Raw genomic sequence first — 13,156 nt, forward strand, 5'->3', positions numbered from 1 at the left:
GGCGGTACGTCGTGTGACGGGCCGTTCTCCGGGCCGTACCGGCCGCGCTCGCCGTACCGGCCGCCCGATCCGGGTACCCATCCGTTCCTGCGGCTGCCGGAGGGAACGCGGGAACCGGAGGACGCACCGCCCCGCGGTCGGGGGACGCCACCCGGTGCGGGGCCTGCGGCGGGGAGCGCGAGCCGCTCCCCCGGCCCCCGGTCACCGGACGGCGCGGGGCCTGGCCGGGACGGCCCGGGAGACCGGCCCGACGACGACATCCACGGCGCCCCCACGGTGGCCGGACCGCCGCCCCCGGCAGCGCCGCGGCGACCACCGCGCCCCGGAGAACGGCCTGGAGAACGGCCCGGGGAACGCCCCGGGAGCCGGTCGTCGTCCCGCTGGGGCGAAGGACCGCCGCCACCGCCTCCCCCGCCGCCGGCGCCGCCACGTCGGCCCAGGGGCGGGCAGTGACCCCGCGGTTCCGCGTGCCCGTGTCCGTCAGACGGACCTCGGGCGCGAAAGGCACCGCGTGCCGGATACGGTGGGAACACCATGAGCGCTTCGCAGACCTCTGACGTTCCCACTCTTCTCGTCAAGATCTTCGGCAAGGACCGGCCGGGCATCACGGCCGGCCTGTTCGACACCCTCGCCGCCTACTCCGTCGATGTCGTCGACATCGAGCAGGTCGTCACCCGTGGCCGGATCGTGCTGTGCGCGCTCGTGACCGAGCCGCCCCAGGGTCTGGAAGGCGATCTGCGAGCGACCGTCCACAGCTGGGCGGAGTCGCTGAAGCTGCAGGCGGAGATCATCTCCGGCATCGGCGACAACCGGCCGCGCGGTGTCGGCCGCTCCCTGGTCACGGTGCTGGGCCACCCCCTCACGGCGGAGGCGACCGCCGCCATAGCGGCCCGGATCACCGAGTCCGGCAGCAACATCGACCGCATCTTCCGGCTGGCCAAGTACCCGGTGACCGCCGTCGAGTTCGCCGTGTCCGGTGTGGAGACCGAGCCACTGCGCACCGCGCTGGCCACCGAGGCCGCGGCACTCGGTGTGGACGTCGCGGTCGTCGCGGCCGGGCTGCACCGGCGGGCGCAGCGCCTGGTCGTGATGGACGTGGACTCCACACTGATCCAGGACGAGGTGATCGAGCTCTTCGCCGCGCACGCGGGCTGCGAGGACAAGGTCGCCGAGGTGACGGCGGCCGCGATGCGCGGGGAACTGGACTTCGAGCAGTCGCTGCACGCGCGTGTGGCGCTGCTGGAGGGGCTGGACGCCTCGGTGGTGGAGAAGGTGCGGGGCGAGGTGCGGTTGACGCCGGGTGCCCGCACCCTGATCCGTACCCTGAAGCGGCTCGGCTACCAGGTGGGGGTCGTCTCCGGCGGCTTCACCCAGGTCACCGACGACCTGAAGGAGCGGCTGGGGCTGGACTTCGCCCAGGCCAACACGTTGGAGATAGTCGACGGCAGGCTGACCGGCCGGGTCACCGGGGAGATAGTGGACCGGGCGGGCAAGGCGCGGCTGCTGCGCCGGTTCGCCGCCGAGGCGGGCGTGCCGCTGTCGCAGACCGTGGCGATCGGTGACGGTGCCAACGACCTGGACATGCTGAACGCGGCCGGACTCGGGGTCGCCTTCAACGCCAAGCCGGTGGTGCGCGAGGCGGCGCACACCGCGGTGAACGTGCCCTTCCTGGACACGGTCCTGTATCTGCTGGGGATCACCCGCGAGGAGGTCGAGGCGGCGGACACGCTGGACGAGGAACTCGGCGAGGGCCCCGGCACGCGCCTCGACCGGCTCTGACCCACCCGGTACGCGGCGTCAGGCGCCCGGCACGGCGAGCAGCCCGACACCTGCATACGGCCCGGCACGGCAGACGCCACGGCCCGGCACGGCAGACGGCCCATAGCGACAGGGTCCGGCCCCCATGGGGGCCGGGCCCTGTCGCTATGGGCGCGTGGGCTCGCCCGGGAGCGGGAGCGGGAGCGGGTCAGTCGGCCGGTGCCCAGTAGTCGACCAGGGCGGCCCTGCCGGGCTCCACGTCCTTCCAGGAGCCCGTGAAGGACAGGACGGCGAAGGCGGCGGTCGGGAACCCGCGGCGGGCCATCCGCTCGCGGACGTCGCCCTCGGCCGAACCGGCCAGGATCTCGGCGAGTCCCTCCATGCCCGGGTTGTGGCCGATCACCAGTACGTTCCGCAGGTCGTCGGGGGTCTCGTTGAGCACGGCGATCAGCTCGCCGGGCGAGGCCTCGTAGATCCGCTCCTCATAGACGGTTTTCGGCCGCTGCGGGAACTCCTGGACGGCGAGCTTCCAGGTCTCGCGGGTCCGGGTCGCGGTGGAGCACAGGGCCTGGTCGAAGGGGATGCCGGTGTCCGCCAGCCGGCGTCCGGCCTCGGCGGCGTCATGGCGGCCCCGGTCGGCGAGCGGCCGTTCGTGGTCGTTCACCTGTGGCCAGTCGGCTTTCGCATGCCGGAAGAGGACGATCTTGCGGGGTTCTGCGACGCTCATGGCATCCAGCTTCGCATGAAACAGGCCATGGGGCGCAGGGAGTTGACACGCGGATTCACCGGCGGGAAGCGCGGTCGGGCATCCGTCCGTACGGGCGGAGAGCCGAGGCGCGGGGGTTGCGGAGCGCGGGGATACGCAGACTCCTGTCGCCGGGACACGGAGACTCCAGCTCGCCGCGCTCCGGCGTCAGCGCGCGATCAACTGCCGCAGCCACTCCAGGAGGGGGGTGATCGCGGGGGCGTCGGCGGCCGCGTGGGCGTCCGAGGGGTTGAGTATCAGCAGGAGCAGCGCGACGAAGGCGAGCGCGGGCAGGGCGAGGGCCCACCAGGGCAGCCGGGCCTCGGCGCCGCCCCGGGTCGCCGGGCGGGACCGGGTGTGGGTAGGGGCCGACATGAGTGCCTCCGCTGGTCTTCGAGATCCCTGGTCCGTGCTCCGCGGCCCGCGTGTCGCGGGCACATCTCGACGCTACGGAATCCGCGGGCCCCAACCCATCCGGAGGTCCACCCACTTGACCCTGACCCTCGCCCCCTAGGGGATGGGGGGTTAACCCCACCCCCGGGCGGACGAGGACGGGATCACGGCGAGGCGATCGTCGCGACGATGCCGATGATCACGAAGATCGCGAGGAAGGAGCCGAAGACGATCATCATCTTCTTCTGGCCGTGCCGGGGGTTCGGGTCGAGGACTGGCATACGCCAAGTCTCGCATCCGTCGCCCGCGCCGGAGTCAGCGGGCCGCTTCCTCCTCCACCGTCCGGTCGCGTCCCGCCAGGAAGCCCACCAGCATCTGCGGCACCATCAGGGCGCTCATCAGCGCGATCGGCAGGCCCCAGCCGCCGCTGTGCTGGTAGAGGACGCCCACCAGGAGCGGCCCCGGGATGGAGATCAGGTAGCCGGTGCTCTGCGCGAAGGCGGAGAGCTGGGCGACGCCCATGCCCGTGCGGGCCCGCATCCCGACCATGGTCAGCGCGAGCGGGAAGGCGCAGTTGGAGACGCCGAGCAGCAGGGCCCAGGCCCAGGCGCCGCCGGCCGGGGCGAAGTACAGGCCGGCGTATCCGGCGAGCCCGCACACGCCCAGTACCAGGACGATCGGCCCCTGATGCGGCAGGCGCGTCGCCACGCGCGGGATGACGAAGGCCAGCGGCACGCCCATCACCATGATGACGGCGAGCAGCAGTCCGGCGGTACCGGCGGACACGCCGGCGTCCCGGTAGATCTGCGCCATCCAGCCCATGGTGATGTAGGCGGCGGTGGCCTGGAGGCCGAAGAAGACGGCGAGTGCCCAGGCCGTACGGCTACGGGTGATCCGCAGCGCGGGCTGCTCGGCGGGCTGCTCCGCCGGTCGGCCCCCGGGCGAGGTCGCGGGCCCGGCGGCGGCGCCGGAGGCCTGGCGGGCGGACAGCGACTGCGACGACGGCGACGAGGCGGACGGCGCCTTGCGGTCCCGTACGAACGGGATCCACGGCAGTACGGCGGCCGCCGCCAGCGCGGCCCATACCGTGAGGCCGGGCTGCCAGCCACCGCCCAGGGCGTTGGTCACGGGCACGGTCGCGGCCGCGGCGACCGAGGTGCCGAAGGCGAGGGCCATCGAGTACAGGCCGGTCATGGAGCCGACCCGGTCGGGGAAGAACCGCTTGACGATGACCGGCATCAGGACGTTGCTGACCGCGATGCCCATCAGCGCGAGGGCGCTGGCGGCCAGGAACCCGGCCGTGCCTCCGGCGTACGGGCGTATCAGCAGGCCCGCGGTGATGGCCACCATGCCCGCGCAGACCACCGCGCCCGGTCCGAAGCGGCGGGCGAGTCGCGGGGCCGCGACACCGAAGACGGCGAAGCAGAGCGGGGGCACGGAGGTGAGCAGTCCGGCGACGCCGCCGCTCATGCCGAGCCCGTCGCGGACCTCTTCCAGGAGCGCGCCCAGGCTCGTGATGGCCGGGCGCAGGTTGAGCGCGGCCAGGACGATACCCAGGACGAGCAGGCGGGTCGTCCACGCCGTCCACGCGCGCGTGCCGGGCGCCCCGGGCGCCTTGTCGGGCACGGCGGTGTCCTGCGCGGCCGGTTCGCCGAGGGGCGTCGACTTCGGGGGTTCCGTCCGCATCTCCGTCCGGGTTTCGTCACTCACCATGAGACCCATCATAGAATCATGGGATGATTGGTTGTCCACTCGCGCGCGAAGGTGAGCCATGCCCCTGAGCCATCCCCGTCGCTCGGCGCTGTCCGAGCAGGTCATCGCGTCGCTACGGCAGCAGATCGCCTCGGGCGAGTGGCCGGTCGGCTCCCGCATCCCCACCGAGCCCGAGCTGGTCGAACAGCTCGGGGTCGCGCGGAACACCGTCCGCGAGGCGGTTCGCGCGCTGGCCCACAACGGTCTGCTGGACATCCGCCAGGGCTCGGGCACGTACGTGGTGGCGACCAGCGAGCTGGCGGGCGTGATGCAGCGCCGGTTCGCCGAGGCCGACCCGCGGCACGTCGCCGAGCTGCGCGCCACCCTGGAGTCCGCCGCCGCCCGGCTCGCGGCCGAGCGGCGCACGGAGAAGGACCTCAAGCAGCTCGACGCGCTGCTGGTGCGCCGCGAGCAGGCCTGGGAGTCGGGCGACACGGAGGCGTTCGTGACGGCGGACGCGACCTTCCACCTGGCCGTCGTGGCCGCCTCGCACAACGACGTGATGACCGCCATGTACGCGGATCTGGGCGAGGTGATGCGGGACTGGCTGCGCGAGGACGTCGGCACCGAGCTGACGCCCGGTACGCACATGGACCACACGCGGCTGGTCAACGCGATCCGCGCGGGCGACGTGGAGACGGCGGGGAGGGAAGCGGCCGGCTATCCGTTCCTGTGCCGACCGGGCCGGTTCGGTACCGCCGGGCGTGGCTGACCCGGGCCGCCCGGGTCCCCTTCCAACGGCGTCCGTTCGACCGCACGGACGCCGAGGGCCCGCGTCCGGGACGGACACGGGCCCTGAGCCGGCGCTCGGTCAGGCGCCGATGGCGTGCAGACCACCGTCGACGTGGATGATCTCGCCCGTGGTCTTCGGGAACCAGTCGCTCAGCAGCGCGACGATCCCGCGGCCGGCCGGCTCCGGGTCCTTCAGGTCCCACTCCAGCGGGGAACGGCTGTCCCACACGGAGGCCAGCTCGGAGAAGCCCGGGATGGACTTGGCGGCCATCGAGCCGAGCGGGCCCGCCGAGACCAGGTTGCAGCGGATGTTCTGCTTGCCCAGGTCGCGCGCCATGTAGCGGTTGGTGGCCTCCAGCGCGGCCTTGGCCGGGCCCATCCAGTCGTACTGCGGCCAGGCGAACTGCGCGTCGAAGGTGAGGCCGACGACCGAGCCGCCGTTCTGCATCAGCGGCAGGCAGGCCATCGTCAGCGACTTCAGGGAGAACGCCGAGACGTGCATGGCCGTGGCGACCGACTCGAACGGCGTGTTCAGGAAGTTGCCGCCGAGCGCGTCCTGCGGCGCGAAGCCGATGGAGTGCACGACCCCGTCCAGGCCGCCCAGCTCCTCGCCGACGATGTCGGCCAGGCGGCCGAGGTGCTCGTCGTTGGTGACGTCGAGCTCGATGACCTTGGTGGGCTTGGGCAGCTTCTTGGCGATGCGCTCGGTCAGCGTGGGCCGCGGGAACGCGGTCAGGATGACCTCGGCGCCCTGCTCCTGGGCCAGCTTCGCGGCGTGGAAGGCGATGGAGGCCTCCGTCAGCACACCGGTGATCAGGACGCGCTTGCCCTCGAGAATTCCGCTCATGGTGATCAGTGACCCATTCCCAGTCCGCCGTCAACGGGAATGACGGCTCCAGTGATGTACGAGGCGTCGTCCGAAGCGAGGAACCGCACCGTCGCGGCGATCTCCTCCGGCTGCGCGTACCGGCCGAGCGGCACCTGCGAGACGATGCCCGCGCGCTGCTCGTCGGTGAGCACCTTGGTCATGTCGGTGTCGACGAAGCCGGGCGCGACGACGTTGAAGGTGATGTTGCGCGACCCCAGCTCGCGGGCGAGGGAGCGCGCGAAGCCGACCAGACCGGCCTTGGACGCGGCGTAGTTGGCCTGCCCCGCCGAACCGAGCAGCCCGACCACCGACGAGATCAGCACGACGCGGCCCTTCTTGGCGCGCAGCATGCCGCGGTTGGCGCGCTTGACGACGCGGAAGGTGCCGGTGAGGTTGGTGTCGAGGACGGAGGTGAAGTCCTCCTCGGACATGCGCATCAGCAGCTGGTCCTTGGTGACGCCGGCGTTGGCGACCAGGACCTCGACGGGGCCGTGGGCTTCCTCGATCTCCTTGTAGGCCTGCTCCACCTGCTCGCTGTCGGTGATGTCGCACTTGACGGCGAGGAAGCCCTCCGGCGGCTCGCCCGAGCGGTATGTGATCGCGACCTTGTCGCCGGCGTCGGCGAAAGCGCGGGCGATGGCGAGGCCGATGCCCCGGTTGCCTCCGGTGACGAGAACCGAGCGGCTCAACGGATCACCCTTTCGATAGCGTTCTGGTACCCGCCCGAACACCCGGTCGACAGGCGGCTATGACAGGCGGCTTCCTCGAAAACCTATCGGTCCCGGCCCGTCCGCAAAGAATGGGGCACCCACAGTGGCTTACGGGACTCACTGTTGGATCCCTACAGAAAAGCGCTCGGTCCAGCCGGAAAGGTGTGGTCCCCGTCCGGTCCGGCGCGACATGATGCGGCGCAGCCCCCGGTGTCGCGGCAGACGACCGGTCACGTCGACAGAAAGAGACGCAGGTGCCCCACAGCATCGACGAAGCCTTCACGGCACTCCCCCTACGCGCCCTCGCCGACGCCGCTCTCGCCCGGGCGCGGGCGCTCGGTGCCGAGCACGCCGACTTCCGGCTGGAGCGGGTGCGCAACGCCTCCTGGCGCCTCAGGGACGCCAGGCCCGCCGGTTCCTCGGACACCACCGACCTCGGGTACGCGGTGCGCGTGGTGCACGGCGGCACGTGGGGTTTCGCCTCCGGGGTGGACCTGACGATGGACGCCGCCGCCAGGGTCGCCTCGCAGGCCGTGGCGATGGCGAAGCTGTCGGCGCAGGTGATCAGGGCCGCCGGGTCCGACGAGCGGGTGGAGCTGGCCGACGAGCCCGTGCACGCCGACCGGACGTGGATCTCGTCGTACGAGATCGATCCGTTCACCGTGCCCGCCGAGGAGAAGTCGGCCCTGCTGGCCGACTGGAGCGCGCGGCTGCTGGCGGCCGACGGGGTCGACCACGTGGACGCCTCGCTGCTCACCGTGCACGAGAACAAGTTCTACGCCGACACCGCGGGGACCGTGACCACGCAGCAGCGGGTGCGGCTGCATCCCGTGCTCACCGCCGTGTCGGTGGACGACTCCAGCGGCGAGTTCGACTCCATGCGCACCCTCGCGCCGCCCGCCGGGCGCGGCTGGGAGTACCTGACCGGCACCGGCTGGGACTGGGACGCCGAGCTGGCCGAGATCCCCGGGCTGCTGGCCGAGAAGATGCGCGCGCCGAGCGTCGAGGCGGGGCTGTACGACCTGGTCGTGGACCCGTCGAACCTGTGGCTGACCATCCACGAGTCCATCGGGCACGCGACGGAGCTGGACCGGGCGCTCGGCTACGAAGCCGCGTACGCCGGGACCTCCTTCGCCACCTTCGACCGGCTCGGCACGCTGCGGTACGGCTCGGAGCTGATGAACGTCACCGGCGACCGCACCGCCGAGCACGGCCTCGCGACCATCGGGTACGACGACGAGGGCGTCGAGGGGCAGTCCTGGGACCTGGTCAAGGAGGGCACGCTGGTCGGCTACCAGCTCGACCGGCGGATCGCGAAGCTCACCGGGTTCGAGCGGTCCAACGGATGCGCCTACGCCGACTCCCCCGCACACGTGCCCGTGCAGCGCATGGCCAACGTGTCGCTGCGGCCGGATCCCGGCGGGCTGTCGACGGAGGATCTGATCGGGGGCGTGGAGCGGGGCATCTACGTCGTCGGGGACCGGTCCTGGTCCATCGACATGCAGCGCTACAACTTCCAGTTCACCGGGCAGCGGTTCTTCCGGATCGAGAACGGGCGGCTCGCCGGGCAGCTTCGGGACGTGGCCTACCAGGCGACGACCACCGACTTCTGGGGGTCCATGGCGGCCGTCGGCGGCCCGCAGACGTATGTCCTGGGCGGTGCCTTCAACTGCGGCAAGGCCCAGCCGGGACAGGTGGCGGCCGTCTCCCACGGCTGCCCGTCCGCCCTCTTCAAGGGAGTCAACATCCTCAACACGACGCAGGAGGCGGGTCGATGAGCGCGCGCACGAACAAGCCGCACGAGATCGTCGAGCGGGCGCTGGAGCTGTCCCGGGCGGACGGCTGCGTGGTCATCGCCGACGAGGAGTCCACCGCCAACCTGCGCTGGGCGGGCAACGCGCTCACCACCAACGGCGTCACGCGCGGGCGCACGCTCACCGTCGTCGCCACCGTCGACGGCCGGGAGGGCACGGCGTCCGGCGTCGTCTCGCGCTCGGCCGTGACCGCGGACGAGCTGGAGCCCCTGGTGCGCGCCGCCGAGGCCGCCGCGCGCGGCGCCGGACCGGCCGAGGACGCCCAGCCGCTGGTCACGGGTGTCCCCGCCTCTCCCGACTTCACCGACGCGCCCGCCGAGACGTCGTCGGCCGTGTTCGCCGACTTCGCGCCGGCCCTCGGGGAGGCGTTCGCACGCGCGCGTACGGGCGGACGGGAGCTGTACGGCTTCGCCAACCACGAGATGACGTCGACCTACGTGGGCACGTCCACGGGTCTGCGGCTGCGGCACGACCAGCCGAACGGGACGCTGGAGCTGAACGCCAAGTCGCCGGACCGCAGCCGGTCGGCGTGGGCGGGGCGTTCCACCCGGGACTTCAAGGACGTCGACCCGGCGGCGCTCGACGCCGAGCTGGCCGTGCGCCTCGGCTGGGCGGAGCGGCGGGTGGAGCTGCCCGCGGGCCGGTACGAGACGCTGCTGCCGCCGACCGCGGTCGCGGACCTGCTGATCTACCAGCTGTGGTCGGCCTCGGGGCGGGACGCGGCCGAGGGGCGTACGGTCTTCTCGAAGCCGGGCGGTGGCACGCGCGTCGGCGAGCGGCTCGGCGAGCTGCCGCTGACCCTGCGCAGCGACCCGCACGAGCCGGGTCTGGAGAGCGCGCCGTTCGTGATCGCGCACTCCTCCGGCGGTGACCAGTCGGTGTTCGACAACGGGCTGCCGGTGGCCGCGACCGACTGGATCCGCGCGGGTGAGCTGCACCGGCTGACGACCACGCGGCACAGCGCCTCACTGACCGGGCTGCCGGTGGCCCCGGCGATCGACAACCTCGTCCTGGACGGCGGCACCGGCCGCTCGCTGGAGGAGATGGTCGCCGGCACCGGACGCGGCCTGCTGCTGACCTGCCTGTGGTACATCCGCGAGGTCGACCCGGCGACGCTGCTGCTGACCGGGCTGACCCGGGACGGCGTCTACCTCGTCGAGGACGGCGAGGTCGTCGGCGAGGTGAACAACTTCCGGTTCAACGAGTCGCCGGTGGACCTGCTGGGCCGGGCCACGGAGGCCGGGCGCACCGAGAAGACGCTGCCCCGGGAGTGGGGCGACTGGTTCACCAGGGCGGCGATGCCGGCGCTGCGCGTCCCGGATTTCAATATGAGCTCCGTCAGTCAGGGCGTATAACCTCGTAGTCGGCTGTCACCCGACTGCCCGAAGATCATGAGCACGTAGGAGACACGAGAACCGTGACGGACATCGTCGACGAGCTGAAGTGGCGCGGGCTGTTCGCCCAGTCCACTGACGAGGACGCTTTGCGCAAGGCGCTCGCGGACGGTCCCGTCACGTTCTATTGCGGTTTCGACCCGACCGCGCCGTCCCTGCACGTGGGGCACCTGGTACAGGTGCTCACCGTGCGCCGGCTCCAGCAGGCCGGCCACCGGCCGCTGGCGCTGGTCGGCGGCGCGACGGGTCAGATCGGCGACCCGCGCCCGACCGCGGAGCGCACGCTGAACTCGCCGGAGACCGTCGCGGGCTGGGTCGAGCGGCTGCGCGGCCAGATCGAGCCGTTCCTGTCCTTCGAGGGCGAGAACGCGGCCGTGATGGTCAACAACCTCGACTGGACCGCCGGCCTCTCCGCGATCGAGTTCCTGCGGGACATCGGCAAGCACTTCCGCGTCAACAAGATGCTGACCAAGGACTCCGTCGCCCGGCGCCTGGAGTCCTCCGAGGGCATCAGCTACACGGAGTTCAGCTACCAGCTGCTCCAGGCGATGGACTTCCTCCAGCTCTACCGGAGGTACGGCTGCACGATGCAGCAGGGCGGCAGCGACCAGTGGGGCAACCTCACGGCCGGCCTCGACCTGCTGCACCGGCTGGAGCCGGACGCCGACGTGCACGCCTACGCGACGCCGCTGATGACCAAGGCGGACGGCACCAAGTTCGGCAAGACGGAGGGCGGCGCCGTCTGGCTCGACCCGGAGATGACGACGCCGTACGCGTTCTACCAGTTCTGGCTGAACGTGGACGACCGGGACGTCTCGACGTACATGCGCATCCTCTCCTTCCGGTCCCGCGAGGAGCTGGAGGAGCTGGAGCGGCAGACCGAGGAGCGTCCGCAGGCCCGGGCCGCGCAGCGCGCGCTGGCGGAGGAGCTGACGACGCTGGTGCACGGCGCCGGCCAGACGGCCGCGGTGATCGCCGCGTCCAGGGCCCTCTTCGGCCAGGGCGACCTCGCGGAGCTGGACGAGAAGACGCTGGCCGCGGCCCTCGGCGAGGTGCCGCACGTCAAGGTCACCGAGCTCGGCCCGGTCGTCGACCTGTTCGCCGAGGTCGGCCTGGTGGCCAGCAAGTCCGCCGCACGCCGCACGGTGAAGGAGGGCGGCGCCTACGTGAACAACACCAAGGTCGCCGGCGAGGACGCGGTCCCCGCCGAGGCGGACCTGCTGCACGGGCGCTGGCTGGTGCTGCGCCGCGGCAAGAAGAACCTGGCCGCGGTGGAGCTCGTCAGAGCCTGAGCGCACGCGGAAGGGGCGGGTCTCCGGGGCCGTGCGGCTGCCGGACGCCCGCCCCCTTCGCCGTCGGTCCGGGGGCCGTCAGGCCCGTTCGCGTCGCCTGTTGCCCCGTACGGCCATGTAGACCGCGTCGCCGACGGCCACGATGATGATCGCGGCCACCAGCTGGAAGACGTGCCGCCACCAGTCGATGCCGGCGGTCGCGTCCACGCCTGCCGCCCGTGCGATCGCGTTGCCGGCGATGGCACCGAGCATGCCGAAGATGGTGGTCAGCCACAGGGGGCTGTGCTGCTTCCCCGGGATGACCGCCTTGGCGATCAGACCGAGCACGAAACCTACGATGATCGCCCACAACCAGCCCATGGCTGCCTCCTCATACGGCTTACGCGAGCATTGGAGCCAGTTTCGGGCCGTACCGCGAATGGCGCATGCCGGGTTCGGCCGAACGGGGTACCGGCCCGCGCGGTGCGACGCAGACCGTGTGCGCGCAGTGCGGGGACCCCGGTCTCGTAGGCGGCGCAGGAGCGGCGTAACGTGGAGTGTTGTCCGGGACCGGAGTCCCCGAGCGGCCGCGGACGGAAGCGGGGCGGGGAGAGTCCGATGCGGGCGGATGGTGGAACCAGATGCGGAAGCTGAGTGCCGGCGGCAATGCCGAGGTGTTCCGGATCACCGGGGCCCGGGCGGGCCTCCATGACGACGTCCGCGCGCGGCAGCGCCGGTACATCGTCTCGATGTCGATCCGTACGGTGTCGGTGGTCCTCGCGGCCTGCCTGTGGAACGTGGAACGGTACGTCGCGATCGTGGCCCTGGTCCTCGGGGTGGTCCTGCCCTACATCGCCGTCGTGATCGCGAACGCCGGACGCGAGAACGCGACGTCCCTGCCGTCGACTTTCGTGACGGTGCCGACGCGCCCGATGATCATGCCGTCGCGTGCCGGGGACGGTTCCGCGGAATCCGTCCCGGAGGGCGCCGTGTCCGATCCGGCGCGGAGCGCGGCGGGTGAGCCGCACGCTCCTGCGTGATCACGGAGCTCTCGTCGGGGCGGGCGTCGATTCCGCGCCAGGTCGAAGAAATGCTCAGATGAATCATGTTGTTCCGGTGCCGGGCGATGGGTGACCCGTGACATACTTCGTACGCGCTCCGCATCCCCCGTCGGAGCGACGGACCGACGCCGGGCAGCTCCCCCCGTGGCTGCTCGGCGTCGCCTTTTCCCGCGGTTGTTCCGTAGTTGTTTCCGCAGTTGTGAGCGGTTGTGAGACGAACCTGTGAGTGACGAGACCACCCCCACCTGCTCCGCCAAGGGCTGCCGCGCCGCCGCGGTGTGGGTGCTGGCGTGGAACAACCCGAAGATCCACACGCCGGAGCGCCGCAAGACGTGGATCGCGTGCGAGGAGCACCGGGAGCACCTGTCCCAGTTCCTCGGCGTGCGCGGCTTCCTGAAGGACGTGGTCCCGCTGGCCGACTGGGAGTCCGCCGGGGGCTCCGGGAGCGCCCGGGCCGGCTAGCCCCAATGCCGGTGACTTAGTTTGTGTCTTGTCGGGTGATGGTCGTGGTGTCCGGTGCGGGTGGTGTCCGGTTGCGGTGCTCGGCCCGTTTGAGTGGCCAGTTCGACATCTTGCGTTTGATCACTCTGGGGCAGGTCCGATGACGGCGTGCGGGCAGCAGGCGTTCGATGATCTCAGCCAGGGTGCGGGTCAGTGC

General features: G+C 71.8%; 15 protein-coding genes. 7 read left to right on the forward strand and 8 right to left on the reverse strand.

The features are described from left to right. Window positions 1-534: 534 nt before the first annotated feature. On the forward strand, window positions 535-1,779 hold the full coding sequence (gene serB, locus KUM32_RS25360) for a phosphoserine phosphatase SerB (protein ID WP_217144272.1): 1,245 nt from the start codon (window positions 535-537) through the stop codon (window positions 1,777-1,779). A 187-nt stretch (window positions 1,780-1,966) separates the two neighbouring features. On the opposite strand, the gene KUM32_RS25365 is transcribed toward serB, so the two are convergent. From KUM32_RS25365 to KUM32_RS25375, 4 genes are all read right to left on the reverse strand, one after another. Then, on the reverse strand, window positions 1,967-2,485 hold the full coding sequence (locus tag KUM32_RS25365) for a histidine phosphatase family protein (protein WP_217144273.1): 519 nt from the start codon (window positions 2,483-2,485) through the stop codon (window positions 1,967-1,969). 186 nt (window positions 2,486-2,671) lie between these two features. Further along, complete coding sequence (locus tag KUM32_RS25370) at window positions 2,672-2,878, reverse strand: hypothetical protein (RefSeq protein ID WP_217144274.1); 207 nt, start codon at window positions 2,876-2,878, stop codon at window positions 2,672-2,674. 182 nt (window positions 2,879-3,060) lie between these two features. After that, on the reverse strand, window positions 3,061-3,177 hold the full coding sequence (locus KUM32_RS43770) for an SGM_5486 family transporter-associated protein (protein ID WP_254406105.1): 117 nt from the start codon (window positions 3,175-3,177) through the stop codon (window positions 3,061-3,063). Window positions 3,178-3,211: 34 nt separating this feature from the next. After that, window positions 3,212-4,609 (reverse strand): CynX/NimT family MFS transporter, encoded by a 1,398-nt coding sequence (locus KUM32_RS25375; protein ID WP_374227549.1) that lies wholly within the window; start codon window positions 4,607-4,609, stop codon window positions 3,212-3,214. Window positions 4,610-4,667: 58 nt separating this feature from the next. Here KUM32_RS25375 and KUM32_RS25380 point away from each other — a divergent pair, with 58 nt between their 5' ends. Continuing rightward, on the forward strand, window positions 4,668-5,360 hold the full coding sequence (locus KUM32_RS25380) for a FadR/GntR family transcriptional regulator (RefSeq protein ID WP_217144276.1): 693 nt from the start codon (window positions 4,668-4,670) through the stop codon (window positions 5,358-5,360). A gap of 99 nt (window positions 5,361-5,459) precedes the next feature. Here the strand turns inward: KUM32_RS25380 and fabI are convergent, their stop codons facing one another. Both fabI and fabG read right to left on the reverse strand, forming a co-directional pair. Continuing rightward, on the reverse strand, window positions 5,460-6,227 hold the full coding sequence (fabI, locus tag KUM32_RS25385) for an enoyl-ACP reductase FabI (RefSeq protein ID WP_217144277.1): 768 nt from the start codon (window positions 6,225-6,227) through the stop codon (window positions 5,460-5,462). A gap of 5 nt (window positions 6,228-6,232) precedes the next feature. After that, a complete protein-coding gene (gene fabG, locus KUM32_RS25390; protein ID WP_217144278.1) occupies window positions 6,233-6,937 on the reverse strand; it encodes a 3-oxoacyl-[acyl-carrier-protein] reductase in 705 nt (234 codons plus the stop codon). A gap of 275 nt (window positions 6,938-7,212) precedes the next feature. On the opposite strand from fabG, the gene KUM32_RS25395 reads away from it, so the two are divergent. The 3 genes from KUM32_RS25395 to tyrS all read left to right on the forward strand — a co-directional run bounded on the left by KUM32_RS25395 (window position 7,213) and on the right by tyrS (window position 11,458). Then, entirely contained in the window at window positions 7,213-8,736 is a 1,524-nt protein-coding gene (locus KUM32_RS25395) for a TldD/PmbA family protein (protein ID WP_217144279.1), read from the forward strand. Next, window positions 8,733-10,127, forward strand: a complete 1,395-nt coding sequence (locus KUM32_RS25400) for a metallopeptidase TldD-related protein (RefSeq protein WP_217144280.1) — start codon at window positions 8,733-8,735, stop codon at window positions 10,125-10,127. Before KUM32_RS25395 ends, KUM32_RS25400 begins: the two co-directional genes overlap by 4 nt. A 62-nt stretch (window positions 10,128-10,189) precedes the next feature. After that, entirely contained in the window at window positions 10,190-11,458 is a 1,269-nt protein-coding gene (gene tyrS / locus KUM32_RS25405) for a tyrosine--tRNA ligase (protein ID WP_217144281.1), read from the forward strand. Between the two features lie 78 nt (window positions 11,459-11,536). Here the strand turns inward: tyrS and KUM32_RS25410 are convergent, their stop codons facing one another. Then, window positions 11,537-11,818, reverse strand: coding sequence for a GlsB/YeaQ/YmgE family stress response membrane protein (locus KUM32_RS25410; protein WP_217144282.1), 282 nt, complete (start codon window positions 11,816-11,818; stop codon window positions 11,537-11,539). 260 nt (window positions 11,819-12,078) lie between these two features. Here KUM32_RS25410 and KUM32_RS25415 point away from each other — a divergent pair, with 260 nt between their 5' ends. Together KUM32_RS25415 and KUM32_RS25420 are read left to right on the forward strand one after the other, a co-directional pair. Beyond that, complete coding sequence (locus tag KUM32_RS25415; protein WP_217144283.1) at window positions 12,079-12,477, forward strand: DUF3099 domain-containing protein; 399 nt, start codon at window positions 12,079-12,081, stop codon at window positions 12,475-12,477. A 243-nt stretch (window positions 12,478-12,720) separates the two neighbouring features. Beyond that, complete coding sequence (locus tag KUM32_RS25420) at window positions 12,721-12,960, forward strand: hypothetical protein (RefSeq protein WP_217144284.1); 240 nt, start codon at window positions 12,721-12,723, stop codon at window positions 12,958-12,960. 16 nt (window positions 12,961-12,976) lie between these two features. Here the strand turns inward: KUM32_RS25420 and KUM32_RS25425 are convergent. After that, the coding region (locus KUM32_RS25425) for a hypothetical protein (RefSeq protein ID WP_217144285.1) at window positions 12,977-13,156 on the reverse strand (180 nt) is incomplete at its 5' end.

The sequence above is a fragment of the Streptomyces sp. AC627_RSS907 genome (assembly GCF_019049165.1).

What these genes read in the sequence shown, in the direction of transcription:
- KUM32_RS25375 (WP_374227549.1), bottom strand. Translation starts at nt 4,609, where the DNA reads ATGGTGAGTGACGAAACCCGGACGGAGATGCGGACGGAACCCCCGAAG.
- KUM32_RS25365 (WP_217144273.1), bottom strand. Translation starts at nt 2,485, where the DNA reads ATGAGCGTCGCAGAACCCCGCAAGATCGTCCTCTTCCGGCATGCGAAA.
- KUM32_RS25400 (WP_217144280.1), top strand. Translation starts at nt 8,733, where the DNA reads ATGAGCGCGCGCACGAACAAGCCGCACGAGATCGTCGAGCGGGCGCTG.
- KUM32_RS25380 (WP_217144276.1), top strand. Translation starts at nt 4,668, where the DNA reads ATGCCCCTGAGCCATCCCCGTCGCTCGGCGCTGTCCGAGCAGGTCATC.
- fabI (WP_217144277.1), bottom strand. Translation starts at nt 6,227, where the DNA reads ATGAGCGGAATTCTCGAGGGCAAGCGCGTCCTGATCACCGGTGTGCTG.
- KUM32_RS25370 (WP_217144274.1), bottom strand. Translation starts at nt 2,878, where the DNA reads ATGTCGGCCCCTACCCACACCCGGTCCCGCCCGGCGACCCGGGGCGGC.
- KUM32_RS25410 (WP_217144282.1), bottom strand. Translation starts at nt 11,818, where the DNA reads ATGGGCTGGTTGTGGGCGATCATCGTAGGTTTCGTGCTCGGTCTGATC.
- KUM32_RS43770 (WP_254406105.1), bottom strand. Translation starts at nt 3,177, where the DNA reads ATGCCAGTCCTCGACCCGAACCCCCGGCACGGCCAGAAGAAGATGATG.
- KUM32_RS25415 (WP_217144283.1), top strand. Translation starts at nt 12,079, where the DNA reads ATGCGGAAGCTGAGTGCCGGCGGCAATGCCGAGGTGTTCCGGATCACC.
- serB (WP_217144272.1), top strand. Translation starts at nt 535, where the DNA reads ATGAGCGCTTCGCAGACCTCTGACGTTCCCACTCTTCTCGTCAAGATC.